At 63.2% G+C, this 25,281-nt stretch carries 21 protein-coding genes and 2 pseudogenes; 6 read left to right on the top strand and 17 right to left on the bottom strand.

Annotation, left to right across the window (positions count from 1 at the left end):
- Nucleotides 1-14: 14 nt before the first annotated feature.
- The 15 genes from ACFDR9_RS19230 to ACFDR9_RS19160 form a co-directional block, all read right to left on the bottom strand.
- Nucleotides 15-620 carry a hypothetical protein gene (locus ACFDR9_RS19230; protein WP_409032040.1) on the bottom strand — a complete coding sequence of 202 codons (606 nt, stop codon included), beginning with the start codon at nt 618-620 and terminating at the stop codon, nt 15-17.
- Between the two features lie 41 nt (nt 621-661).
- Nucleotides 662-1,759, bottom strand: coding sequence for a cell division protein ZapE (gene zapE / locus ACFDR9_RS19225; protein ID WP_409032039.1), 1,098 nt, complete (start codon nt 1,757-1,759; stop codon nt 662-664).
- 110 nt (nt 1,760-1,869) lie between these two features.
- Complete coding sequence (lpdA, locus tag ACFDR9_RS19220) at nt 1,870-3,306, bottom strand: dihydrolipoyl dehydrogenase (protein WP_017874582.1); 1,437 nt, start codon at nt 3,304-3,306, stop codon at nt 1,870-1,872.
- A 142-nt stretch (nt 3,307-3,448) separates the two neighbouring features.
- A complete protein-coding gene (gene odhB, locus ACFDR9_RS19215; RefSeq protein WP_409032038.1) occupies nt 3,449-4,723 on the bottom strand; it encodes a 2-oxoglutarate dehydrogenase complex dihydrolipoyllysine-residue succinyltransferase in 1,275 nt (424 codons plus the stop codon).
- Between the two features lie 60 nt (nt 4,724-4,783).
- On the bottom strand, nt 4,784-7,639 hold the full coding sequence (locus ACFDR9_RS19210) for a 2-oxoglutarate dehydrogenase E1 component (protein WP_409032037.1): 2,856 nt from the start codon (nt 7,637-7,639) through the stop codon (nt 4,784-4,786).
- 295 nt (nt 7,640-7,934) lie between these two features.
- On the bottom strand, nt 7,935-8,558 hold the full coding sequence (locus ACFDR9_RS19205; RefSeq protein WP_409032036.1) for a nucleoside/nucleotide kinase family protein: 624 nt from the start codon (nt 8,556-8,558) through the stop codon (nt 7,935-7,937).
- Between the two features lie 115 nt (nt 8,559-8,673).
- Nucleotides 8,674-9,612: a LysR family transcriptional regulator gene (locus ACFDR9_RS19200; RefSeq protein WP_409032035.1), complete on the bottom strand. Its 939-nt coding sequence runs from the start codon at nt 9,610-9,612 to the stop codon at nt 8,674-8,676.
- A gap of 186 nt (nt 9,613-9,798) precedes the next feature.
- Nucleotides 9,799-10,068, bottom strand: coding sequence for a hypothetical protein (locus ACFDR9_RS19195; protein ID WP_017874577.1), 270 nt, complete (start codon nt 10,066-10,068; stop codon nt 9,799-9,801).
- 193 nt (nt 10,069-10,261) lie between these two features.
- Nucleotides 10,262-11,566 carry a citrate synthase gene (gene gltA / locus ACFDR9_RS19190; protein WP_017874576.1) on the bottom strand — a complete coding sequence of 435 codons (1,305 nt, stop codon included), beginning with the start codon at nt 11,564-11,566 and terminating at the stop codon, nt 10,262-10,264.
- Between the two features lie 131 nt (nt 11,567-11,697).
- Complete coding sequence (locus ACFDR9_RS19185) at nt 11,698-11,979, bottom strand: succinate dehydrogenase assembly factor 2 (protein ID WP_026132376.1); 282 nt, start codon at nt 11,977-11,979, stop codon at nt 11,698-11,700.
- 88 nt (nt 11,980-12,067) lie between these two features.
- Entirely contained in the window at nt 12,068-12,778 is a 711-nt protein-coding gene (locus tag ACFDR9_RS19180; RefSeq protein WP_409032034.1) for a succinate dehydrogenase iron-sulfur subunit, read from the bottom strand.
- 10 nt (nt 12,779-12,788) lie between these two features.
- A complete protein-coding gene (sdhA, locus tag ACFDR9_RS19175) occupies nt 12,789-14,567 on the bottom strand; it encodes a succinate dehydrogenase flavoprotein subunit (RefSeq protein ID WP_026132375.1) in 1,779 nt (592 codons plus the stop codon).
- Nucleotides 14,568-14,569: 2 nt separating this feature from the next.
- The gene (gene sdhD, locus ACFDR9_RS19170; RefSeq protein WP_017874572.1) at nt 14,570-14,935 is read right to left on the bottom strand and encodes a succinate dehydrogenase, hydrophobic membrane anchor protein; all 366 of its coding nucleotides are present in this window, start codon (nt 14,933-14,935) and stop codon (nt 14,570-14,572) included.
- Complete coding sequence (gene sdhC, locus ACFDR9_RS19165) at nt 14,935-15,357, bottom strand: succinate dehydrogenase, cytochrome b556 subunit (RefSeq protein WP_026132374.1); 423 nt, start codon at nt 15,355-15,357, stop codon at nt 14,935-14,937. Before sdhC ends, sdhD begins: the two co-directional genes overlap by 1 nt.
- A 202-nt stretch (nt 15,358-15,559) precedes the next feature.
- Nucleotides 15,560-16,372, bottom strand: a complete 813-nt coding sequence (locus ACFDR9_RS19160; protein WP_026132373.1) for a GntR family transcriptional regulator — start codon at nt 16,370-16,372, stop codon at nt 15,560-15,562.
- A gap of 293 nt (nt 16,373-16,665) precedes the next feature.
- Between ACFDR9_RS19160 and ACFDR9_RS19155 the strand changes: the two genes are divergently transcribed.
- From ACFDR9_RS19155 to ACFDR9_RS19130, 6 genes and pseudogenes are all read left to right on the top strand, one after another.
- Complete coding sequence (locus tag ACFDR9_RS19155) at nt 16,666-17,655, top strand: malate dehydrogenase (RefSeq protein ID WP_026132372.1); 990 nt, start codon at nt 16,666-16,668, stop codon at nt 17,653-17,655.
- Between the two features lie 79 nt (nt 17,656-17,734).
- On the top strand, nt 17,735-18,724 hold the full coding sequence (locus ACFDR9_RS19150) for an HpcH/HpaI aldolase/citrate lyase family protein (protein WP_409032033.1): 990 nt from the start codon (nt 17,735-17,737) through the stop codon (nt 18,722-18,724).
- A 16-nt stretch (nt 18,725-18,740) separates the two neighbouring features.
- Nucleotides 18,741-19,256: a hypothetical protein gene (locus ACFDR9_RS19145; protein WP_409032032.1), complete on the top strand. Its 516-nt coding sequence runs from the start codon at nt 18,741-18,743 to the stop codon at nt 19,254-19,256.
- A 101-nt stretch (nt 19,257-19,357) separates the two neighbouring features.
- Complete coding sequence (acnA, locus tag ACFDR9_RS19140) at nt 19,358-22,078, top strand: aconitate hydratase AcnA (RefSeq protein WP_409032031.1); 2,721 nt, start codon at nt 19,358-19,360, stop codon at nt 22,076-22,078.
- A 221-nt stretch (nt 22,079-22,299) separates the two neighbouring features.
- Complete coding sequence (locus tag ACFDR9_RS19135) at nt 22,300-23,565, top strand: DUF2863 family protein (protein WP_409032030.1); 1,266 nt, start codon at nt 22,300-22,302, stop codon at nt 23,563-23,565.
- Nucleotides 23,566-23,734: 169 nt separating this feature from the next.
- Nucleotides 23,735-24,019, top strand: a pseudogene (locus ACFDR9_RS19130) (ATP-binding protein); the annotation flags it as partial.
- A gap of 24 nt (nt 24,020-24,043) precedes the next feature.
- On the opposite strand, the pseudogene ACFDR9_RS19125 reads toward ACFDR9_RS19130, so the two are convergent.
- Together ACFDR9_RS19125 and ACFDR9_RS19120 are read right to left on the bottom strand one after the other, a co-directional pair.
- Nucleotides 24,044-24,398: pseudogene (locus ACFDR9_RS19125) on the bottom strand (IS1634 family transposase); the annotation flags it as partial.
- Between the two features lie 615 nt (nt 24,399-25,013).
- A partial coding sequence (locus ACFDR9_RS19120) for a transposase (RefSeq protein ID WP_327076013.1) occupies nt 25,014-25,281 on the bottom strand: 268 nt, incomplete at its 5' end.

Here is a 25,281-nt window from a genome sequence, read left to right as displayed (position 1 = left end):
TACCTTGCTTACCCCTACTCTTCATCGCCTTTCTTCCCCCCTCTCTTCTTTTTACCCTCTCCTTTCTTCCCTTCCCCTCCCCCCCCCCCCCCCCCCCCCCCCCCCCCCCCCCCCTGGCCCTGCGCCTGGGCGTCGTACTCGGCCTGGCGCTGGGCCGGATTCTTGCCGACGGCCGACGCGCGGCCAGGGTCGGCCGCCACCGGCAGGCGCTTCGGCGGCGCCGCCGCGCGCGCGATGGCGGTTTCCTGCGCCGTCTTCTGCGCGTCGGCCAGGGCCAGGTCGCGCCGCGCCACCGACTCGGCGCGCTTGAAACGGCTGGCCTCGGCCTCGATGGCGCGCAACTCGGCCAGCACGCCGCGGCGCGCCTCCTTGGCCTTGTCGAGGCAGCGGTTGACGAAGAAGCGGGCGTAGCAAACCTGCTCGCGCGCGGCGAAGGTGGCCTCGGCGGCGGCGCGGCCCTTGGCCACCTCCGCCAGCTTGGCGTCGGCCTGCTCGACCGAATGGGACGGCGGCACGATCGGCGCGCCCACCACCGGCTGGCCGAAGTCCTGCGCGCCGACGCCCAGCGCGCAGGCGCCCAGCGCCAGTCCCAGCAGGGTAGTTCTGATAGTCGTTGCCATAATCATTGCTTCCTCATTGCTTACTTCCTTGCTCATCCGCCTCAGGCGAGCGCGTCGGCCGCGCCACGCCGCTCTTTTTCCATATATTCGCGCGACTGCATCTCGACAATACGCGAGACGGTGCGGTGAAACTCGTTGGCCAGCATGCCGTTGGTATACAACTGGTCCGGCGCCACCTCGGCCGACATCAGCAACTTCACCTTCTGGTCGTAGAACACGTCGATCAGCCAGGTGAAGCGGCGCGCCTCGGACGACATCCCGGCCGACATCGCCGGTATCGCCGACAATATCACCGTATGGAAGCGGCTGGCGATTTCCAGGTAATCGTTCTGCGAGCGCGGCCCGCCGCACAGGGTGGCGAAATCAAACCAGATCAGCCCGCCGGCGCGGCGCAGGCAGCGGATTTCGCGGTTCTCGATCATCACGTGCGGGTCCTCGTCGGCGGTCTCGGCCACGCTGGCGTAGGCGTGGCGCAGCGACGCGTCGGCCGCCGCGCCCAGCGGCGTGTAATAGCTGTCGACCTGTTCCAGCGCCCGGCCGCGGTAGTCGACGCCGGCGTCGACGTTGATCACGTCAAGCTTGGCCTTGAGCAGCGCGATGGTCGGCAGCATGCGGTCGCGGTGCAGGCCGTCCGGGTACAGCAGGTCCGGGTCGTAGTTCGACGTCATGATGAAGGAGACGCCGTTCTCGAACAGGGCCGTGAGCAGATTGTACAGAATCATCGCGTCGGCGATGTCGGAGACGTGGAATTCATCGAAACAAATCAAGCGGTATTTCTTGGCGATGCGCCGCGCCACCTCGTCGAGCGGATTGGCTACGCCCTTGAGTTCGTCCAACTGGCGGTGCACGCCGCGCATGAATTCGTGGAAATGCACGCGGGTCTTGCGCACCAGCGGCACCACCGAGTAAAAACTGTCCATCAAAAACGATTTTCCGCGCCCCACCCCGCCCCACATGTAGACGCCGCGCGGCACGTCGGGACGGTTGATCAGGCGCTTGAAGCTGTTCGAGCGCTGCGCCTTGAAGCCGACCCACTCCGCGTAGGCGCGCTGCAGCCGGTCGACCGCGCGGCGCTGCGCCTCGTCGGCCTTGAAATCGCGTTGCTGCAACGCGTTCTGGTAAAACTCTTCAACGTTCATGTGGTTCGCTTCAACGTGCTGCGGCCGCAGCGGCAAGGATATGCCGGCGCGGCCGATGGGACAGTCGTGGGCGTCCGGCGAACCGGCGCAAGGCCGGCCCGCGGCGACGCTTAAAAGTTCAAGGTGCGCTTGTCAACGGCCAGCGCGGCTTCCTTGGTCGCTTCAGACAGGGACGGATGGGCGTGGCAGATGCGGGCGATGTCTTCGGCCGAGGCCTTGAACTCCATCGCCACGACGGCTTCGGAGATCAGCTCGGAAGCCATCGGACCGACGATGTGCACGCCCAGGATTTCGTCGCTGACCGCGTCGGCCAGGAACTTGACCATGCCCGAGGTGTCGCCCAGCGCGCGCGCGCGCCCGTTCGCCATGAACGGGAAGGTGCCGGACTTGTAAGCGATGCCGGCGGCCTTCAATTGCTGCTCCGTCTGGCCGACCCAGGCGATTTCCGGCGAGGTGTAGATGACCCAAGGGATGGTGTTGAAGTTGGTGTGGCCGTGCTGGCCGGCGATACGCTCGGCCACCGCGACGCCCTCTTCCTCCGCCTTGTGCGCCAGCATCGGGCCGCGCACCACGTCGCCCACCGCCCACACGTTCGGCAGGTTGGTCTTGCAGTCGGCGTCGACGGCGACGAAGCCGCGTTCGTCGAGTTGCAGGCCGGCCTTGTCGGCGCCCAGGCCGTTGGTGTTCGGCACGCGGCCGATCGAGATGATCAACTTGTCGAACACGGCTTTCTGCGCCGCGCCCTTGGCGTCGACGTATTCCACCGTAACGTTGTTCTTGCCGGCCTTGATCGCGCCGATTTTGCAACCCAGGCTGATCGCCAGACCCTGCTTGGCGAACAACTTGCCCGCTTCCTTGGCGATTTGCTCGTCGACCGCGCCCAGCAACACAGGCAAGCCTTCCAGCACCGTCACCTTGGCGCCCAGGCGGCGCCAGACGCTGCCCATTTCCAGGCCGATGACGCCGGCGCCGATGACGCCGAGGTTGGCCGGCACGGCGTCGATGGCCAGCGCGCCGGTGTTCGACAGGATCAGCTTCTCGTCAAACGGCGCACCCGGCAGTTCGCGCGGGTTCGAGCCGGTGGCGATGATGACGTGCTTGGCGCTGATCGCCTCGTTGGCGGCGCCGGTGACGGCCAGCGCATACCCTTCCGCGGTGGCGGCGCCGGCGAAGGCGGCGCGGCCGTGGAAGAAGGTGACCTTGTTTTTCTTGAACAGGTACAGGATGCCGTCGTTGTTTTGCTTGACGACCGTGTCCTTGCGCTTGAGCATCTGGCCCAGGTTCAGCGTCAGGCCGGCGACGTCGATGCCGTGCTCGGCGAAGCTGTGGCCGGCGTGTTCGTAGTGCTCGGACGATTGCAGCAGCGCCTTCGACGGAATGCAACCGACGTTGGTGCAGGTGCCGCCCAGCGCGGGCGCGCCCTTGGCGTTGACGGCTTCATCGATACAGGCGACCGAAAAACCCAGTTGCGCGGCGCGGATGGCGGCGATGTAGCCGCCAGGGCCGCCACCGATGACGACGACGTCGAATTGTTTTGTTGTACTCATTGTTTAATTCCCAATCTGTTCTTCTGGAACCAAATCCACAATAGATAAAAAAACCAGGGGCGTGACCCTGGGGTCAGCCCTAAGGGCCGCCCCCAACTCCTTGCCGCTGGTCTTTTCTAGTGCGCTGGTGACGTGTTGCCGCTTACAGGTCCAGCAGCAGGCGCGCGGGGTCTTCCAGCGCTTCCTTCATCGCTACCAGGCCCAGCACGGCTTCGCGGCCGTCGATGATGCGGTGGTCGTAGGACATCGCCAGATAGTTCATCGGGCGCACCACGACCTGGCCGTTTTCGACCACGGCGCGGTCCTTGGTCGCGTGCACGCCCAGGATCGCCGACTGTGGCGGGTTGATGATCGGGGTCGACAGCATCGAGCCGAAGGTGCCGCCGTTGGAGATCGAGAAGGTACCCCCGGTCAGGTCGTCCAGGGTCAGCTTGCCCTCTTTCGCCTTGTTGCCGAATTCACCGATTTTTTTCTCGATGTCGGCGATCGACATCTGGTCGGCGTTGCGGATGATCGGCACCACCAGCCCGCGCGGCGAACCGACCGCGATACCGATGTCGAAGTAACCGTGGTAGACGATGTCGTTGCCGTCGACCGAGGCGTTGATGATCGGGTACTTTTTCAGCGCGGCGACGGCGGCCTTGACGAAGAAGGACATGAAGCCCAGCTTGACGCCGTGCTCCTTCTCGAACTTGTCCTTGTACTTGTTGCGCAGGTCGATCACCGGCTGCATGTTCACTTCGTTGAACGTGGTCAGGATCGCGTTGGTCGACTGCGACATCACCAGACGCTCGGCGATGCGGGCGCGCAGGCGGCTCATCGGCACGCGCTCTTCCGGACGCTCGCCCAGGTTGGCGGCGGCCGGCGCGGCCACATGCTGCAGCGCGGCCTTGGCCGGCATGGCCGGCGCGGCGACCGGCGCCACCACCGGCGGCTTGGCGGCCACGGCGTTCAGGACGTCGCCCTTGGTGACGCGGCCGTCTTTACCGGTGCCGCTCACTTGCGCGGCGCTCATGTTGTTTTCCGACAGCAGCTTGGCGGCGGCCGGCATGGCGACGTCGCCCTTGCTGGCGACCGGCGCGGCGCTCGAAGCCGGCGCCTGCGAGGCGTCGGCGGCGGCTTGCGCGGCCGGCTGTGGAATCGACGACACTTCCATCGGACTCACTTTGGCCGGACCTTCGGTGTCGATGATGGCGATGACTTCGCCGGCGACGACGGTGCTGCCGTCGCCCTTGATGATTTGCACGATCACGCCGGCGGACGGCGCCGGCAGCTCGAGCACGACCTTGTCGGTCTCGATGTCGATCATGTTCTCGTCGCGGCCCACAGGTTCGCCGACTTTTTTATGCCATGTCAGCAGGGTTGCTTCTGCAACCGATTCCGATAATTGTGGAACCTTGACTTCGATTTGTGCCATGTATTACTCCGTATATTGTATTGTTGCGGCGCCGCGCTCCCGGCGCGGCGCGCGCGGTGTTTATTTGGTCAGAACAAAACCTTTTAACTTCGAGAACGCCGTTTCCAGCAGGTCCTTTTGCTGCGCGTAGTGCTTGTCGTAGTAACCGACGGCAGGCGACGCGGAGGCGGGACGGCCGGCGTAGGCCAGACGCTGGCCGGCGTCCAGGCTCTCGAAGATATTGTGTTGGATCTGGAACCACGGACCCTGGTTTTGCGGCTCGTCCTGGGCCCAGACCACTTCGTTCAGGTTCGGGAACTTCTTCAGTTCCGCGGCGAACGACTTGTGCGGGAACGGATACAGTTGCTCGATACGCACGATCGCGGTGTCGCTCTGGCCGCGGGTTTTACGCGCGTTGACCAAGTCGTAGTAGACCTTGCCGGAGCAGGCGATAACGCGCTTGACCTTCTTGGCGTCGATTTTCTCGTCGACTTCGCCGATCACGGTGTGGAAGGCGCCCTTGGCCAGGTCGGTCAGCGGCGAACCGGCGTCCTTGTTGCGCAACAGCGACTTCGGCGTCAGGATGACCAGCGGCTTGCGGAACTGGCGCACCATCTGGCGGCGCAGCAGATGGAAGATCTGCGAAGCCGAAGTCGGCTGCACCACTTGCATGTTGTTGTCGGCGCACAGTTGCAGGAAACGCTCGGGACGCGCGGACGAGTGCTCCGGGCCCTGGCCTTCGTAACCGTGCGGCAGCATCATCACCAGACCGTTGGCGCGGCCCCATTTCACTTCGCCGGAGCTGATGAACTGGTCGATCACCACTTGGGCGCCGTTGGCGAAATCGCCGAACTGGGCTTCCCAGATGGTCAGGGTGTTCGGCTCGGCGCTCGAGTAGCCGTATTCGAAGGCCAATACGGCCTCTTCGGACAGCACCGAGTCGATCACCGTGAACGGCGCCTGGCTCTCGGAGACGTTCGACAGCGGCACGTAGGTGCCGGCGTCCCAACGCTCGCGGTTCTGGTCGTGCAGCACGGCGTGGCGGTGCACGAAGGTGCCGCGGCCGGCGTCCTGGCCGGTCAGGCGGATCGCGTAGCCGGACGAGACCAGCGTGGCGTAGGCCAGGTGCTCGCCCATGCCCCAGTCCAGGTTCATTTCGCCGCGGCCCATGGTGGCGCGGTCGCCCAGGACCTTCTCGACCAGCGAGTGGACCTTGAAGTCTTCCGGCACGGTGGTGATGCGGGTGGCCAGGCGTTTAAGCTCGGTCATCGGCACGGCGGTGTCGGCACTGTCGGTCCATTTGCGGTTCAGGAACGGCAGCCAGTCGACCGCGTACTTGTTCTTGAAGTTCGAGATGACCGGATCGACCGTGTGCTTGCCGGCGTCCATGGCGTCGCGGAAGGCCGCGACCATCTTGTCGCCCTGGTCGGCGGCGATCACGCCCTGCGCCGCCAGCTTGTCCGCGTACAGCTTGCGGGTGCCCGGATGCTGGCCGATTTTCTTGTACATCAGCGGCTGCGTCAGCGCCGGGGTGTCTTGTTCGTTGTGGCCCAGTTTGCGGTAGCAAATGATGTCGACCACGATGTCCTTCTTGAACTCCATGCGGTAGTCCAAGGCGATCTGCGTGGCCAGCACGACGGCTTCGGGATCGTCGCCGTTGATGTGCAGGACCGGCGCCTCGATCATCTTGACCACGTCCGAGCAATACAGCGTCGAGCGCGAGTCGCGCGGGTCCGACGTGGTGAAGCCGATCTGGTTGTTGATGACGATGTGCACCGTGCCGCCGGTGTGGTAGCCGCGGGTTTGCGCCAGATTCAGCGTTTCCATGACCACGCCCTGGCCGGCGAACGCGGCGTCGCCATGCACCAGGATAGGCAGCACCTGCGCGCCGTCCTTGTCGCCGCGGCGGTCCATGCGCGCCTTGACCGAACCCTCGACGACCGGGTTGACGATCTCCAGGTGCGACGGGTTGAACGCGAGCGACAGGTGGACCGGGCCGCCGGCGGTCGAAATATCGCTGGAGAAGCCTTGGTGATATTTGACGTCGCCCGACGGCAGGTCGTCGCCGTGCTTGCCTTCGAATTCTTCGAACAGTTCCTGCGGACTCTTGCCCAGGGTGTTGACCAGCACGTTCAGGCGGCCGCGGTGGGCCATGCCGATAACGATTTCCTGCACGCCTTTTTCACCGGCGCGCTGGATGGTTTCATCCATCGAGGCGATGAAAGTCTCGCTGCCTTCGAGCGAGAAGCGCTTCTGGCCGACGTACTTGGTGTGCAGATAGCGTTCCAGGCCTTCGGCCGCGGTCAGGCGGTCGAGGATGTGGATTTTTTTCTCGTTCGTGAAGGTCGGGGTCGAGCGGATCGATTCCAACTTTTCCTGCAACCAGCGCTTTTCGGCCGGGTCCGAGATGTACATGAACTCGGCGCCGATCGAACGGGTGTAGGTTTCGCGCAGGAAGTTCAGCAGATCGCGCAGCGATGCCGTTTCAGGGCCGAAATAGGTGTTACTGATATTGAAGACGGTGTCCATGTCCGCGTCGGTGAAACCGTAGAAGCTCGGTTCCAGTTCCGGGATCATCGGACGTTCCTGGCGCTGCAACGGGTCCAGATTGGCCCAGTGCGAACCGAGGTAGCGGTAAGCGGCGACCAGTTGCGTGGCGGCGACGCGCTTGCGGCCCATTTCGGCGTCCAGCGAGGCGGTGACGACGCGGATAGGACCGGCTTTGGCGCGCTCGGCGAACGAGGCGACCACGGACGCGTGCGCCACGTCGGGCTTGTTGGAACCGTCGACGGCGGGCACGTTCTGCATGGCGTCGAAGTACGCGCGCCAGTTGTCCGGCACCGAGCCTGGGTTGTTCAGGTACGCCTCGTACAGGTCTTCCACGTACGGGGCGTTCCCACCAAACAGGTAGGAGTTGGACGTAAATTGTTGCATCATATTGCTCACCTTTCTTCGCGTTTCGCGAGATTAGCGGGTTAATCTAACCTTCCGCGACACGGCCTGACCGGTTAGCGGATTGCACATCAAGTTGTGGGGAAGGGCTTTAAAACGGGCACTGTTCGAAAAAACGGTGAGGTAGGATAGCACGCGATATTGAATCAGGACAACCGTTCAGGTAATAAATAGTAACAGTGGCCACAATTAGATCGGGCCGGTAGGCATCGCCACGCTGACAAGAAGGCAATAGTATAAAAATCTCAATTATTCTATTGAAACCGTTAAAAGCCGCGCCCTAACGCAACACCACATCGGCGCGCGGCCGGGTTGCCTCCACCAGCAGGGCGTTCGGCTCGTCGGTGCGCAGCACCCAATCGCGCGCCGCCGCCTCGGAGCGGCCGAAGCGCATATGCCGCGCGACCAGCCGCTCGCGGCGCAGCTTGGCGTCGATATCGACATACCAGACGGCGTCCAGTTGCTGCCGCACGCCGGCCCAATGGCCGTCGTCGAGCAGCAGGTAATTGCCCTCGGTGATGACCAGCTCGCACTCGTCCGGCACCGCAATCGCGCCGGCGACGGCCTCGTCGAGTTCGCGGCGGAAGTCCGGCGCGTACACCACCTGCCCCGCCGGCCGCTGGCGCAGCCGGCCCAGCAGGGCGACGTAGCCGGCGCTGTCGAAGGTGTCGGCGGCGCCCTTGCGGTCGCGCCGCCCCATCCGCAGCAGCTCCGAATTGGCCAGGTGGAAACCGTCCATCGGCACCACCACGGCGCGGCCCGGCAACGCGTCGCACAAGGCTTGCGCGACGGTCGACTTGCCGGCGCCGGGCGCGCCCACCAGACCGAGCATAAAGCGGCGGCCGGGAACCAGCAGCGGCGTCAACAAATCGAGCGGGGAAAGGGGCGAAGTGGTGGCGTTCAAGGGGCGTCCCGGGCAGGTGAATGGTGGCCAAGCTTAGCGGCGATGCCCTGCGGCGTCAATCCGCAAACGGCCGCCGGATAAAAATAAAACAATTTGTTTTATTAATATGGCGGCATCAACGTGTGGACTTGCCGCGCGGCCGGGGCGACGCCGTCGCGGCCAGCCAGCGCGGATCGCTGGAGAACCAGGCGACCAGGAAATCGAGCATCGCCCGCAACGCCGGCGCCATGTGCTGGCGCGACGTGTAGATGCCGTAAATACCCATTTCCTGCGGCTGGTACGCCGGCAGCAGCGCCACCAGCTGGCCGCTGGCGAGCAGCGGGGCGGCAGAAAACAGCGGCTGCAAGGAAATGCCAGCCCCCTCCGCCGTCGCCGTCAACAGCACCATCGACTCGTTGGCCGACAGGTTGCCGCTGACCGGCACCGACAGCGCCGCGCCGTCCCGGCTGAACTGCCACAGGCTCTTGCCGAAGTAGGTGTAGGTCAGGCAGTTGTGCAGCGCCAGGTCCTCGGCCCGCTGCGGCGTGCCGCGCGCGGCCAGATAGGCCGGCGCGGCGCACACCATCGATGCGCAATGGCCGAGCTGGCGGGCGATCAGGTTCGGTTCGAGCGCGTTGGTGATGCGCAGCGCCAGGTCGATGCGCTGCTCCACCAGGTTGACGGCGCGGTTTTCAATTTGCAGGTCGACGGCGGTGCGCGGATAGCGCCGCAGGTAGGCCGTCACCGCCGGCGCCAGCGCGGTCTGCGCCAGCGTTTGCGAACAGGTAATGCGCAGCAGGCCGTGTGGCGCGTCGGCGGCGCCGTCCGCCCGCACCGCCATCGCGCCGGCCAGCTCCAGCATGCTCCGACAGCGCAGCAGCGTCGCGTCGCCGGCGTCGGTCAGGCTGAGCCGGCGCGTGGTCCGGTGCAGCAGCCGGGCGCCGGCCCACTGCTCCATCTCGGCCAGGTAGCGCGTCACCATCGCGCGCGACATGTCGAGCGCGTCGGCGGCGGCGACCATGCTGCCGCGCTCGGCGATTTCCACAAACACCTGCGCGGCCGTGATGCGATCCATGATTCGTCCGATTCGAGCAATTATTCGACCGAATAATAGCGCAATTTGCTCGGTTTCGACGGCACCGACGAGACGCCCCTTGCTCTAAGCCGCCGCCGCGCGCAACGCCCGACAACATGTGTACTCCCGATCGGATGGCGGATTGCCGCTTGGAATTTCATTGCGCGCCGGCGCCCGCCCGGACGATCAGGACTCGGAGTAGCGCGCCAGGCTCAGCGCGGAGAAATAGCGCAACTCGGCGGCGTAGGCCGGGCTGCCTTCCTGGTGGGCATCCGCCTTGTGGCTGAGCATTGCCGCCGTTTCCAGCCACTCCTTGCGGTTTTTCCGGCGCGTGGCCAGGGCGCCGTTCAGCGCGAATATCGCGGCGACAAGCGCCTGCCCCGCTTGCAGAACGTTTTTGGCGTAGCTGTTGCCCGAGTTCGCCAGGGTGGGATGGTTCGCTGATAATGTCGTCATGGTGCAGTCCTCGTCAATTGGTCTAATGTTGCACTGCAATATATCCGAACACGAGATATATATCCAATTACATTTAGGAATTCCAGTCATCACGATGTTGAATATCGGCGGCGCGGCGTAAAAAAAGCGAGCCACGCGGGCTCGCTTTTTTTTCCGCCGGCCCCGAAGGCCGGCGCGGCACGCTGAGCTTCGCTTACGCGCGCTTGTCGACCGGCAGTACTTCGCGGGTCGTCGCGCCGACGAACAGCTGGCGCGGACGGCCGATTTTCTGTTCCGGATCGGAGATCATCTCGTTCCATTGGGCGATCCAGCCGATGGTGCGGGCCATCGCGAAGATACCGGTGAACAGCGAGACCGGGATGCCCAGCGCCGATTGCACGATGCCGGAGTAGAAGTCGACGTTCGGGTACAGCTTGCGCGACACGAAGTAGTCGTCTTCCAACGCGATTTTTTCCAGCGCCATGGCCAGCTTGAACAGCGGGTCGTCTTGCAGGCCCAACTCTTCCAGCACCTCGTAGCAGGTCTCGCGCATCAGCTTGGCGCGCGGGTCGAAGTTTTTGTAGACGCGGTGGCCGAAGCCCATCAGCTTGACGCCGGAGTTCTTGTCCTTGACCTTGGCGATGAACTCGGGGATCTTGTCGACCGAGCCGATTTCCTTGAGCATGTTCAGTGCCGCCTCGTTGGCGCCGCCGTGCGCCGGGCCCCACAGGCAGGCGATGCCGGCTGCGATACAGGCGAACGGGTTGGCGCCGGACGAACCGGACAGGCGCACGGTCGAGGTCGAGGCGTTCTGCTCGTGGTCGGCGTGCAGGATCAGGATGCGGTCCAGGGCGCGCACCAGCACGTCGTTGACCTTGTACTCTTCGCACGGGTTGCCGAACATCATGCGCATGAAGTTGGCGCTGTACGACAGGTCGTTGCGCGGGTACACGAAAGGCTGGCCCATCGAGTACTTGTACGACATCGCCACCAGCGTCGGCATCTTGGCGATCAGGCGGATCGCCGACACTTCGCGGTGGTGCGGATCGTTGATGTCGAGCGAGTCGTGGTAGAACGACGCCAGCGCGCCGACGGTGCCGACCAGCACCGACATCGGATGGGCGTCGCGGCGGAAGCCGCGGAAGAAAAACTGCATCTGCTCGTGCACCATCGTGTGGTTGGTCACGGTGGCAACGAACTTGGCTTTTTCGGCGGCGTTCGGCAGTTCGCCGTTCAGCAGCAGGAAGCAGGTTTCCATGAAGTCGGCGTTGACGGCCAACTGCTCGATCGGGTAGCCGCGGTACAGCAGCTCGCCCTTGTCGCCGTCGATGTAGGTGATCGACGAATTGCAGGCGGCGGTCGACATGAAGCCCGGGTCGTAGGTGAATTTACCGGTGCCGGCGTACAGCTTGCGGATGTCGATGACCTCCGGCCCAACCGTGCCTTCGTAGATAGGGAAGTCGATCGATGGGCTGCCATCGGAGAACGACAGGGTGGCTTTTTTGTCAGTGGTATTCATGGGCTCTTCCTTCGCGGGAGTGAGTCGGGGATAAAAAAATCAAAAATTCTGGTGTCGCTATTCGCCTCGCCGGACGCGGCGCGGGTTACGCGCGTCGCCCTTCCGAGCCTACCGGACCGTATCCGACAGTCCTAGGCGCGGCGCAGTCGCTGCAGCAGTGCGTGCACTTGCGGCAGATCGACTTCGCCTTCCGGCTCCTTGCGGGCCAGCACCAGATCCATTAACGCATTGTCTGACAAGTCGAGCAAGCGCGTCAGCGCGTCCACTTCGTCGTCGGTCAATTCGGTTTCATACGCATCGAGAAAACGGGTCAAGATCAGATCGTTTTCCAACAGGCCGCGGCGCGAACGCCAGCGCAAACGGGCGCGGTTAGCGGGGTCGGACTGATGCGTGGGCAAACTTGATTCTGTCATGTTGTTCAACACTATACGGTGCGCGCGCGGATTCGCGAGCGCGATACGACTGTGCGGGCGGCACGCGCCGCCCGCAAGACGCGCGCGATCAGATCGCGCGGCGGACCATCAACTCTTTGATTTTGCCGATTGCCTTGTTCGGGTTCAAACCCTTAGGGCAAACGTCGACGCAGTTCATGATCGAGTGGCAGCGGAACAGGCGGTACGGGTCTTCCAGGTTGTCCAGGCGCGCGCCGGTGGCTTCGTCGCGGCTGTCGGCGATGAAGCGGTAGGCTTGCAGCAGGCCGGCCGGGCCGACGAACTTGTCCGGGTTCCACCAGAACGACGGGCACGACGTCGAGCAGCAGGCGCACAGGATGCACTCGTACAGGCCGTCGAGTTCCTCGCGCTCGAGCGGCGACTGCAGGCGTTCTTTTTCAGGCGGGATCGACTCGTTGATCAGGAACGGCTTGATCGAATCGTACTGCTTGAAGAACTGCGTCATGTCGACGATCAGGTCGCGGATCACCGGCAGGCCCGGCAGCGGACGCAGCACGATAGGCTGGGTCAGCTCGTTGAGGTTGGTGGTGCAGGCCAGGCCGTTCTTGCCGTTGATGTTCATCGCGTCCGAACCGCAAACGCCTTCGCGGCACGAGCGGCGCAGCGACAGCGAATCGTCGACGTCGGACTTGATGCGTTGCAGCGCGTCGAGCAGCATCTTGTCGCTGTCTTGCAGCTCGACGGTGACGTCCTGCATGTACGGCTTCGCGTCCGTGTCCGGATCGTAGCGGTAGATCTTGAGTTTAACTGTGCGTGTCATGTTCTGACCCTTAGAATGTACGTGGTTTCGGCTTGAAGGTGTCGACCGTCAGCGGCTTGGTGATGACAGGCTTGTACTCGAGGCGGTTGCCTTCCGAGAACCACAGCGTGTGCTTCATCCAGTTCTCGTCGTCGCGCTGCTGGAAGTCGCTGTGCGCGTGGGCGCCGCGCGATTCCTTGCGCGCCACCGCCGAGGTGATGGTCGCTTTCGCCGTTTCAATCAGGTTGTCCAATTCCAGCGCTTCGACGCGGGCGGTGTTGAAGACCTTCGACTTGTCCTTGAACGCGACGTTCTTGCGGCGCTCGTCGAGGACCATGATTTCCTTGTAGCCCTGCTGCAGCAGCGCGTCGGTGCGGAACACGCCGCAGTACTTCTGCATCGTCGCGCGGATGTCGTTGGCGACGCCCTGCACGGTTTCCGTACCGGTCGAGTTCTCCAGGCGCGCCAGGCGGCCCATGGCGAAGTCGGCGGCGCCTTCCGGCAACGGCTTGTTTTCCTTTTGCTTCAGGTTGCTGGCGACGATGTGGTTGCCGGCGGCGCGGCCGAACACCAGCAGGTCGAGCAGCGAGTTGGTGCCCAGGCGGTTGGCGCCGTGCACCGACACGCAGGCGCATTCGCCGATGGCGTACAGGCCGTTGACCACGGCGACCGGGTTGCCGTCCTTCGGCGCGACGACCTGGCCGTGGATGTTGGTCGGAATACCGCCCATCTGGTAGTGAATCGTCGGCACCACCGGGATCGGTTCCTTGGTGGCGTCGACGTTGGCGAACTTGTGGCCGATTTCCAGGATCGACGGCAGGCGCTTGGCGATGGTGTCGGCGCCGATATGGCGCAGGTCCAGCATGACGTGGTCCTTGTTCGGACCGCAGCCGCGGCCTTCCTTGATTTCCTGGTCCATCGAACGCGACACGAAGTCGCGCGGCGCCAAGTCCTTCAGGGTCGGCGCGTAGCGCTCCATGAAGCGCTCGCCGTCGCTGTTGATCAGGATGCCGCCCTCGCCGCGCACGCCCTCGGTGATCAAGACGCCCGCGCCGGCCACGCCGGTCGGGTGGAACTGCCAGAACTCCATGTCCTGCAGCGGCAGGCCGGCGCGCGCGGCCATGCCCATGCCGTCGCCGGTGTTGATGAAGGCGTTGGTCGAGGCGGCGAAAATGCGCCCGGCGCCGCCGGTGGCGAAGATCGTGGTCTTCGCTTCCAGGATCATGCATTCGCCGGTTTCCATTTCCAGCGCGACCACGCCGACGACGTCGCCGTCGGCGTCGCGGATGATGTCAATGGCCATCCACTCGACGAAGAACTGGGTGCGGGCGCGCACGTTGCGCTGGTACAGGGTGTGCAGCAGCGCGTGGCCGGTGCGGTCGGCCGCGGCGCAGGCGCGCTGCACGGCTTTCTCGCCGAAGTTGGCGGTGTGGCCGCCGAACGGGCGCTGGTAGATGGTGCCGTCGGGGTTGCGGTCGAACGGCATGCCGAAGTGTTCCAGCTCGTAGACCACCTTCGGCGCTTCGCGGCACATGAATTCGATGGCGTCCTGGTCGCCCAGATAGTCGCCGCCCTTGACCGTGTCGAACATGTGCCAGAACCAGTTGTCCTCGGCCATGTTGCCCAGCGAGGCGCCGATGCCGCCCTGCGCGGCGACGGTGTGCGAGCGGGTCGGGAACACTTTCGACAGCACGGCGACGTTCAGGCCGGCCTCGGCCAGTTGCAGCGAGGCGCGCATGCCGGAACCGCCGGCGCCGACGATGACCGCGTCGAAGCGGCGGGTAGGGATTGCAGATTTAATAGCTGCCACGATTACACACTCCAGAGAATTTGCACCGACCACGCGGTGCAGCCGATCAACCACAGCATCGTGGCGATTTGCAAGGTAAGGCGGATGCCGACGGGTTTCACGTAGTCCATCCAGATGTCGCGCATGCCGACCCAGGCGTGGTAGCCCAGCGCCAGGAAGGTCACCAGGCTGAACAATTTAAACCACTGTTGGGCGAACAGGCCGGCCCAGCCTTCGTAGCTGAAGTTGTTGCCGGTGAGGAAAGCGATCAGCAGAATGGCGGTGTAGACGATCATCACCAGTGCCGTGATGCGCTGGGCCAGCCAGTCGCGCAGGCCGTAGTGGGCGCCGACGACCAGGCGTTTCGGTCCGATATTATTGTTAGCCATCAAAATACTCCAAACAGTTTCAAGCCGACCAGGGCGGTCAGCAGCAGGCTGACGGCGATCACGCTGGCGGCCGATTGGCGGGCCGAATCCTTGTCCAGGCCCATATGCAGGTCCATAAACAGGTGGCGCACGCCGGCGCAGAAATGTTGCATATAACCCCAGACCAGGGCCAGCGTCAGCAGGCGCACGAACCAGTGCGAGGCGATGCCCTGGAAGTAGGCAAACGAGATTTCCGAACGCAGGCTCAGTTGCAGCATGTACAGCACGGCCGGCAACAGCAGGAACATCAGCAAACCGCTGATGCGGTGCAGGAAGGAGACGATACCGGCCAGCGGCAGACGGTAGTTGGCCAACTGCGTAACATGAATATTACTGAATTTCGGCCGTTCTTTTTTTGGTGCTTCTCTTACGGCTTCGGACATAACAAGACCCCCCTTGAACTAAAATAAATCATTGAAGCTGCGATTTTCGCCGATTTCGCAACTCCGACCAATATCTATTGTTACATATAACCAAAATAGTGCACTGCAACACACTCCGGGCGCCACTTGGGGTAGTCAGCGTCTTGTTGGCGCCACAACGGCGCGCGCCGCCGCGCCCGCGCGGCCTAGCTGAACGCGCGGTTTAATTCAGTTCGTTCTGGTAATGGTGGTGCGCCGTCAGGTACAGGCCGCGGCGCAGCTCGACCGGCTTGTCGCCGTAGGTGAACGAGACGCGTTCCGAGCACAGCAGCGGCGCGCCGGCCGCCACGTTCAGCAACTGCGCGGCGCCGGCGTCGGCGCAGACGGCGCGGATCTGCTCGGAGGCGCGTATCATGCGGGTGCCGAACTCGGTTTCGAACAGGCCGTACATCGGCCCCTTGTATTCGACCAGGCGCTCGGCGGTCAAGCCCTTGAAGATCAGGCCGGGCAGCCACAGCTCCTCGACGATGGTCGGCACCGAGTCGAACGACTGCACGCGCTTGACGAAGATGACGGCGTCGCCCGATTTGAGTTCCAGCAGGCGCGCCACGTCGGCCGGCGCGCGCACCCGCTTGACCTCGATGAATTTGCTTTCGGGATAATGCGGCACGCCCTCGTCGGGCACCAGGCGCAGGAAGCGGAAATGCGCGCGCGCCTCGTGGTGGGTCGACACGAAGGTGCCCTTGCCCTGGCGGCGCATGACCAGGTTCTCGGCGGCGAGCTCGTCGATCGCCTTGCGCACGGTGCCCTGGCTGACCTTGAAGCGGCCGGCCAGTTCGACCTCGCTGGGGATCAGTTCGCCGGGCTTCCACTCGCCCGACTGCAGGCTTTGCGTGATCAGCGCCTTGATTTGCTGGTACAGCGGGCTGAAGGTCGGCGACCCCGCCGCCGGCGTTCCGGACGCGGCGGGCGTCGGACCGGCTGCCCCGCTGGCGGCGGGAGCATTCATGGTCGGATTGGGCGGGGCTGGGTTCATAGGGCGAGATTTCAACACAAAAGCCCCTCGGAGTCCAGTGAAACCTGCTGTGAGTTATATGTCTTATATAAGACATAAGATATGAATTGACAGATCGCTCCGGCCCGCCTAAACTCGCCGTCACGCCACGCCGCGCCGGGATGTGCCGGTTTTTCCCCGGCCCGCGCGCGGCCCCGGCGGCGGCGATTCGCGCCAATTCGGCGCGCCGCCCCGGTTTTGGTATCATTACAGCTTTTCCGAATAAGCGTAGGCCCAGCTTCGAGCTCGTTTTTTTCCCACTTTGGAGATTCATCATGGCTAAAACCCCAATGCGTGTTGCAGTTACCGGCGCCGCCGGTCAGATCGGTTACTCGCTGCTGTTCCGCATCGCCAACGGCGACATGCTCGGCAAAGACCAACCGGTCATCCTGCAATTGCTTGAAATCCCGGACGAGAAGGCCCAGAAGGCCCTCAAGGGCGTCATGATGGAAATCGACGACTGCGCCTTCCCGCTGCTGGCCGGCATGACCGCGCACGCCGATCCGATGACCGCCTTCAAGGACATCGACGTCGCCCTGCTGGTCGGCGCCCGTCCGCGCGGCCCGGGCATGGAACGCAAGGACCTGCTGGAAGCGAATGCGCAAATCTTCACGGTGCAGGGCAAGGCGCTCGACGCCGTCGCCTCGCGCAACGTCAAGGTACTGGTGGTGGGCAATCCGGCCAACACCAACGCCTACATCGCCATGAAATCGGCGCCGTCGCTGCCGTCGAAGAACTTCACCGCCATGCTGCGCCTGGACCACAACCGCGCGCTGTCGCAGATCGCCGCCAAAACCGGCAAGCCGGTCACGTCGATCGAAAAACTGTTCGTCTGGGGCAACCACTCGCCGACCATGTACGCCGACTACCGCTACGCGGAAATCGACGGCAACTCGGTCAAGGACATGATCAACGACCACGAATGGAACGCCAACACCTTCCTGCCTACGGTCGGCAAGCGCGGCGCCGCGATCATCGAAGCGCGCGGCCTGTCGTCGGCGGCCTCGGCGGCCAACGCGGCCATCGACCACGTGCACGACTGGGTCATCGGCACCAACGGCAAGTGGACCACGATGGGTATCCCGTCGGACGGTTCGTACGGCATTCCCGAAGGCGTCATGTTCGGCTTCCCGGTCACCACCGAGAACGGCGAATACAAGATCGTCCAGGGCCTGAGCGTCGACGCCTTCTCGCAAGAGCGCATCAACGTCACGCTGAACGAGCTGCTGGAAGAGCAAGCCGGCGTCAAACACCTGCTGGGCTAATAGCCTAGCCGCGTCGCGCCGCCAACGGTGGCGCGACGTTCCCATCCACCGCCCCCCCCACCTTCAGAATGCGTTAAGCATGCACCCTTCCGAGGTTTTATTCCAAGGCAAACGCCAGCCGCTGCTGCTCGCCGCTTGCGACCACTACGCCGGCTCCGACAAGCTGATGCGTAAATCGATTGCTTTGCAACAAGAGCTTGGCCCCCTGTTCGACATCACCTTCGACTGCGAAGACGGCGCCAGCGCCGGCGCCGAGGAAGCCCACGCGCGCCTGGTCGCGGCCCTGCTGCAGGACGAGGGCAACCGCTTCAACCGCATCGGCGTGCGCGTGCACGACGTCAACAGCGCGTTTTTCGCCCAGGACGTCGAGATCGTCTGCGCGGCCGCGCCGCGCCTGGCCTACCTGGCGCTGCCGAAAGCCAACGGCGTGCAAGACGTGGCGCGGGCCATCAGCTTCATCAACCTGCACGCGCGCAACGCCGGCCGCGCCGACCTGCCGATCCACGTCATCATCGAAACCCATGGCGCGCTGCGCGAGGTCTACGACATCGCCGCGCTGCCGCAGGTCGAGTGCCTGTCGTTCGGCATCATGGATTTCGTCTCGGCGCACTACGGCGCCATCGCCGCCAACGCCATGCGCACGCCGGGCCAGTTCCAGCACCCGCTGGTGGTGCGCGCCAAGCTGGAAATCGCCGCCGCCTGCCACGCCCACGGCAAGGTGCCGTCGCACAACGTCACCACCGACGTGCGCGACTCGGCCGTGGTGGCCAACGACGCCCAGCGCGCGGCCGCCGAATTCGGCTTCACGCGCATGTGGAGCATCCACCCCGACCAGATCAAACCGATCATCAAAGCCTTCACGCCGCGCCTGTCCGAGGTGAATGAAGCGAACAACATCCTGCACGAGGCCGAGAAGGCCCAATGGGGGCCGATCGCCCAAAATGGCCGCTTGCACGACCGCGCCAGCTACCGATATTATTGGACGGTTTTGCAGCGCGCCAAACTGGCCGGCCTGCCGCTTCCCGAAGCGGCCGCCGCGCTGCTCAACGCAAGCCCCGACGAACACTGACCTGGAACCAACAACGATGTCCATTTTTAAGCTAGCCATTTCCTGCGGCGTCGCCCTGGGCGCACTGACCCTGTCGCTGGCGCCGGCCGCCTTCGCCGCCGACGCCGAGGCCAAACCGGCCAAGGCCGTCAAGGCCAAGGCGAAAGCCAAAAGCGCCGCCAAGCCGGCCGAGTCGAAGCCGGCCGCCGCGGTCGACGAGGAAGCCGACGAGCCGGAAACCGGCGGTTCGACCACCACCGAGTTCCACTGCGAACTGGGCAACAAGATCACCATCTACAGCAACGAAGCCGACGAAAAACACATCGCGCTGCGCTGGAAAAAACGCCTGCACCGCCTGACCCAGGTCGGCACCACCACCGGCGCCCGGCGCTTTGAAAACCGCCTGTACGGCCTGGTCTGGATCGGCATCCCGGCCAAGGGCATGCTGCTCGACTCCAAGCAGAACCGCCAACTGGCCAACGAGTGCAAGGACGCCGAGCAGATCAAGCCGGCGGTACCGGTGGCGGCCGAGGCGGCCACGCCGGCGGCCTGAGGCGGGTCCACGCAAGGAGTGCAAGCGCGCCCGCCCCGGCGCGCCGCAATAATGGTGTAACTTGAATAGCAATAATAGACGATAGCCAACAAGGAGAAGTCATGTCCCGCAACACTCTGAACACGCTCAAGGATTTTAAGATTTCGGACGGCAAGAAGGGACTGCTCTACTCCCTTCCCGCGCTGGCAAAAAGCCTGGGCGTCGACCTCTCCCGCCTGCCGGTGTCGATTCGTATCGTGCTCGAATCGGTGCTGCGCAACTGCGACGGCAAAAAAGTCACCGAGGAACACGTCAAGCAATTGGCGAACTGGGCCCCGGCAGCCGACCGCACCGATGAGATTCCGTTCGTCGTGGCGCGCGTCGTGCTGCAAGACTTCACCGGCGTGCCGCTGCTGGCCGACCTGGCCGCGATGCGCAACGTCGCCAAGAAAATGGGCTTGAACCCGAAAAACATCGAGCCGCTGGTGCCGGTCGACCTGGTGGTCGACCATTCGGTCACCATCGACCACTACCGCGAGAAAAAAGCGCTGGACCTGAACATGCAGCTGGAATTCTCGCGCAACAACGAGCGCTACCAGTTCATGAAATGGGGCATGCAGGCCTTCGACACCTTCGGCGTCGTGCCACCGGGCTTCGGCATCGTCCACCAGGTCAACCTGGAGTACCTGGCGCGCGGCGTCCACAAGGTGAAGAACAAAAAAGACGACATTTACTACCCCGACACGCTGGTCGGCACCGACTCGCACACCACCATGATCAACGGCATCGGCGTGGTTGGCTGGGGCGTCGGCGGCATCGAGGCGGAAGCGGGCATGCTGGGCCAGCCGGTCTATTTCCTGACCCCGGACGTGATCGGCGTCAACCTGAGCGGCGCGCTGCGCGAAGGCTGCACCGCGACCGACCTGGTGCTGACCATCACCGAACTGCTGCGCAAGGAGAAAGTCGTCGGCAAGTTCGTCGAGTTCTTCGGCGAAGGCACGCAATCGCTGACCTTGACCGACCGCGCCACCATCGCCAACATGGCCCCGGAATACGGCGCCACCATGGGCTTCTTCCCGGTCGACGAAGCAACCATCGAGTACTTCCAGGGCACCGGCCGCAGCAAAGCCGAAATCGCCGCCTTCGAGTCGTATTTCAAGGCGCAGAACCTGTTCGGCATTCCACAAGCCGGCGACATCGACTACACCCGCGTGGTGGCGCTCGACCTGGCGTCGGTGGCGCCGTCGCTGGCCGGCCCGAAGCGTCCGCAAGACCGCATTGAAATCGGCAACGTCAAGGCCAACTTCACCGAGTTGTTCGCCAAGCCGACCTCGGAAAACGGCTTCAACAAGAACCCGGCCGACCTGGGCGCCGTGTATGAAACGACGAACGGCGTCAAGGTGTCGAACGGCGACGTGCTGATCGCCGCGATCACCTCGTGCACCAACACCTCGAACCCGAGCGTGATGCTGGCCGCCGGCCTGCTGGCCAAAAAGGCCGTCGAAGCGGGCCTGAAGGTGGCGCCGCACATCAAGACCTCGCTGGCGCCGGGTTCGCGCGTCGTCACCGAGTACCTGAGCGCCGCCGGCCTGCTGCCCTACATGGAAAAGCTGGGCTTCGGCCTGACCGCCTACGGCTGCACCACCTGCATCGGCAACGCCGGCGACCTGACCCCGGAAATGAACGCGGCCATCGCCGCCAACGACATCGTCGCCTCAGCCGTGCTGTCGGGCAACCGCAACTTCGAGGCGCGTATCCACCCGAACATCCGCTCGAACTTCCTAGCCTCGCCGCCGCTGGTGGTGGCCTACGCCATCGCCGGCAACATGACGCGCGACCTGATGACCGAGCCGGTTGGCAAGGGCAAGGGCGGCAAGGACGTCTACCTGGGCGATATCTGGCCGAGCTCGGCCGAAGTGTCGGCGCTGATGAAGTTCGCGATGAACGGCAAAGTGTTCAAAGAGAACTACGCCGACGTCAAGGGCGCGCCGGGCAAGCTGTGGGAGAAGGTCACCACCGTGTCGGGCCAGGTCTACGACTGGCCGAAGTCGACCTATATCGCCGAGCCGCCGTTCTTCGACGACTTCACGATGACGCCGAAAGCGGTCGCCACCGGCATCCAGGGCGCGCGCGCGCTGGGCGTGTTCGGCGACTCGATCACCACCGACCACATTTCGCCGGCCGGCTCGATCCAGGAAAGCGGCCCGGCCGGCAAATGGCTGCTGGCCAACGGCGTCATGAAAGCCGACTTCAATTCCTACGGTTCGCGCCGCGGCAACCATGAAATCATGATGCGCGGCACCTTCGCCAACGTCCGCATCAAGAACAAGATGATCCCCGCCAAGGCCGACGGTTCCGCCGTCGAAGGCGGCATCACCGTGCACCAGCCGTCCGGCGACGAAATGTCGATCTACGACGCGGCCATGCGCTACGTTGCCGACGGCACGCCGACGATGGTGTTCGGCGGCGAGGAGTACGGCACCGGCTCGTCGCGCGACTGGGCCGCGAAAGGCACCCAGTTGCTCGGCGTGAAGGCCGTGATTACCCGTTCGTTCGAGCGCATCCACCGCTCCAACCTGGTCGGCATGGGCGTGCTGCCGCTGCAATTCATCGGCGACGACAGCGTACAGAGCCTGGGTATTACCGGCCGGGAAACCTACGACCTGAAGGGCATGGAAGGCGAGATCAAGCCGCAGCAACTGGTAACGCTGGTGATCCACCGCGCCGACGGCAGCAGCCAGGACGTGACTGTGCTGTTGCGCATCGACACGCCGATCGAGGTCGACTACTACAAACACGGCGGCATCCTGCCGTTCGTGCTGCGCCAACTGCTGGCCGCGTAAACCGCGGCCGCCGTCGCAGCACCCAACACGCCGGCCTCGTCCGGCGTTTTTTTTGCCCAAACCACCTCGCAAACCTTGAAATCGGCGCAATCGACCTTGATCTACCACCGGCAGTCGCATCGACAGCGGCCGAATCCACTACAATAGGAAGCATAAGGGTTTATCATTATCTAATTGGTACTAATCCATTTTTTCCACTCTCCAGAGACTCTTATCCCGCTATGCGTCGTCCATCCAAAGATTCATCCCATAAATTGACTGCCGACAGCCAGCGTCTGGTTACCTTTGCCCAGGCAATCGTCCAGGCCGCCAGCCGTCTCGAAGAGCGGTCATGGGAACACAGCCTGGATACGCAGCTCCAGAAACTACTCAAATCCGGCCACCAGGACACCATCGACACCACCCTGGCCAGCCTGTTCAAGGAAGACTTGAACGCCTATGACGTGCTGATGGACTGCGTTGAAGCCGTCAGCGAAACAACCGTGGTGACGCTGGAGGAAAAAGGCGAGACCAAGCGCTACGACGCCCTGCTGGTGGCCGTGCCGATCCTGGCCTGGACCCGCTTCACGATCGCCTCGGGCGCGATTCCGACCGACCTGTTGGAAACGCTGTCGACCCATTTCGAGGCGCATCTGCTGGCCGACGGCACCTGCATGGCGATGGCGCCGACGCTGTTCTCGATCGACCAGCTGCCGCGCAGCCACGCCGAGACCTACGCCAAGACGCTCAAGCTGGCCCAGGCCGCGTTGAAGGGCACGACGCTGAAGCCGGCCGTGAAGCCGCCGGAAACCGCGCCCTTCCTGGCCGACACCCGCTACCTGCTGGTGGCGGTGGTGGCGCCGGTGGGCGCGCCGCTGTTCCGCTGGCAGGCCCCGGCCAGCCAAGCCGACTTCATCAGCGAACGCACCGCCGCGCTGGACCAATGGCGCGTCCAGGCGACGCCGTCGATCGCCCGCCTGCTACCGGGCTGCGGCATTGAACTGCTGCTGCCGGAAGCCTATTACGTCGCCTGCCGCGAAGCCGACAAGCTGATCCGCCCGGTCTCGATCCGCGCCGCCGTGCACTACCTGACGCACACGCTGGCGGTGGAGCCGTCCGAGCTGCGCGCCGTCATCGCCGGCTTCGGCGAAGAGGCGGCCGACGGCCAGGTCGACGAATACCGCGTCGCGTTCACGCTGCGGCAAACGCCGGAAGTGGTGTACGGCATCGTCTGGCCGCTGTACGGCCAGGAAGACGAGGACGGCACCCCGATCGAAGGCTTGCTGCAAGCCGGCATCGGCGGCCTGGACAAGCAGGTCACGCCGATCGACGAGATCCTGGCGCACCTGAAGGAAGCAGGCGTCACGCAGATCAAGCGCCACAACGAGCGCTACGTCGGCGAATACTGCGACGATTGCGGCGCGCCGCTGTTCGCCGACCCGGCGGGCGAGCTGGTGCACGCGGAGATGCCCGAAGACACGCCGCAAGGCAACGAGCACTTCCACTAATTGTGGTTTGAAGGCGGGGACGGCAACGCGCCCTCCCCGCCGGCTTTGACGCTTGTCTATAGCAGCAACACCGGCGCGGCTTGGCCTGGTGCCGACAATAATATCGACAGAGCAAGAGTAAGGCTCAGCAGACGCGATGCCGAATACGTTGCCCATCAATCTGTAGGACCTGCTACGCCAACGTACCGTCGAGGCCGAGCGCATCGAGTACAAGGCCGGCTGGAATCCCGCTCCGATCTTGCGCTCAGTCTGCGCTTTTGCCAATGATTTTGAGAACTTAGGCGGCGGCTACATCGTGATCGGACAAGACTGCGACGCCCGTGGCCAACCGATTTTTCCGCCGGTCGGACTGTCCGACAACCATCTAAATAAAACCCAGCAAGAATTGCTCGCTTGCTGCAACCTGAATCCACCACCCTACTTTCCTATTCTGAGCATCGAGCGGGAGCGCAACCTCCTGCTGCTATGGGAATCTGGCGTTGAGCACCATCACGCGGACCAGGGCCCCGACGTCAAGGCTGTGCCGGGTGCGCCGGAAGATCTGGCGAGAATGGTCGAAGCCGAGCGAGTCCCGCAGTTCGGTCAGCGCCCAGACGTCGCCATAATCGCGGGCCGATTCGAACGCGATCGCCGGGCTGGGCGGCGCTTCCGGTAGCTTCTTCCCCGTCACCCGCGGCATCCCGGAAATGACCGACTCCAACGCTGAGTTGAGCTGGTCAAGCCGGCCGAGCGTGGCGACGGTGTGCTGCTTAGGGGCGGCCTTCATCGTCGCGAAACGCTTCGACAAACTGGACGTAGCCGCGCGAACCGGATTTGGTGACTTTGATAAACATGCCGTTACTCTAAAACTGAATTTTTAGAATATCAACAAATATCGATTTTTTGAAAAACGTGCCATTACATAAATTTTCCAGAGACGCCCGCACAACCCTTATAAACACTCCCGTCCAAGGTGAAAAACGCAGGAGAAATCAATTTTAACTGTCGAACTCGGGAGTGCCGGAATCGCTAATCACTTCAAATATTTGTTTATTTCCGCCGAGAAAATTTATGTAATAAAATCATGACCTCTCCTAACACCAGCATAGAAATTATTTCCCCGTACTCATAATCCCGAATGGAAGAGATATAAGCAATATTAGAAAAATTGATCAAAAATAGAAACACGATCATAACAACCACAAAAATCGCGCAATACTTTATATCACTTCTAGAAATTTTCTTATTAAATTCCATGCTAACCTTCACTAAAAAACAATGCACCGAAATTCTATTTATAATACCGCAGAATCTTAAAAACAGAAGTGCGTTTTGGCAATAGTTTGAGCGCCGTCAGCAGATTGATGTCCGCTTGATGCGCGAACATAAATACCGCTAGCCTAAGCAATAATATTAATTTTCATCAATTATTGTTAATTATTGGAAATTTTTCGGTGACTGTTCAGCCGCTATGCGGCAAGCGGGATAGGATTACCGTTGAAGGCCCGGAGCAGAACCTCAAGCATGCCATGGCCTTGCTTGCGTAGCGTGTCGAGACATGAGCGGATGACGCAGAAGTTGTCGGCGCCGATGACGGTTCGGAAGCAGCCGGATATTTTCTGCTTCACCTTTGGCATGCGCACGGCGCGCTCCCCAAGATTGTTGGTGAATGGGACGGCATGGTCGGTGATGAACAGCAGGACGGCGTCGGCATGGAGCCGGAAGCGTTTGAGCAAG

The organism is Janthinobacterium sp. CG_23.3 (assembly GCF_046115965.1).
Taxonomy (GTDB): domain Bacteria; phylum Pseudomonadota; class Gammaproteobacteria; order Burkholderiales; family Burkholderiaceae_D; genus Janthinobacterium.
This window is presented reverse-complemented; position numbering and strand designations above follow the sequence as displayed.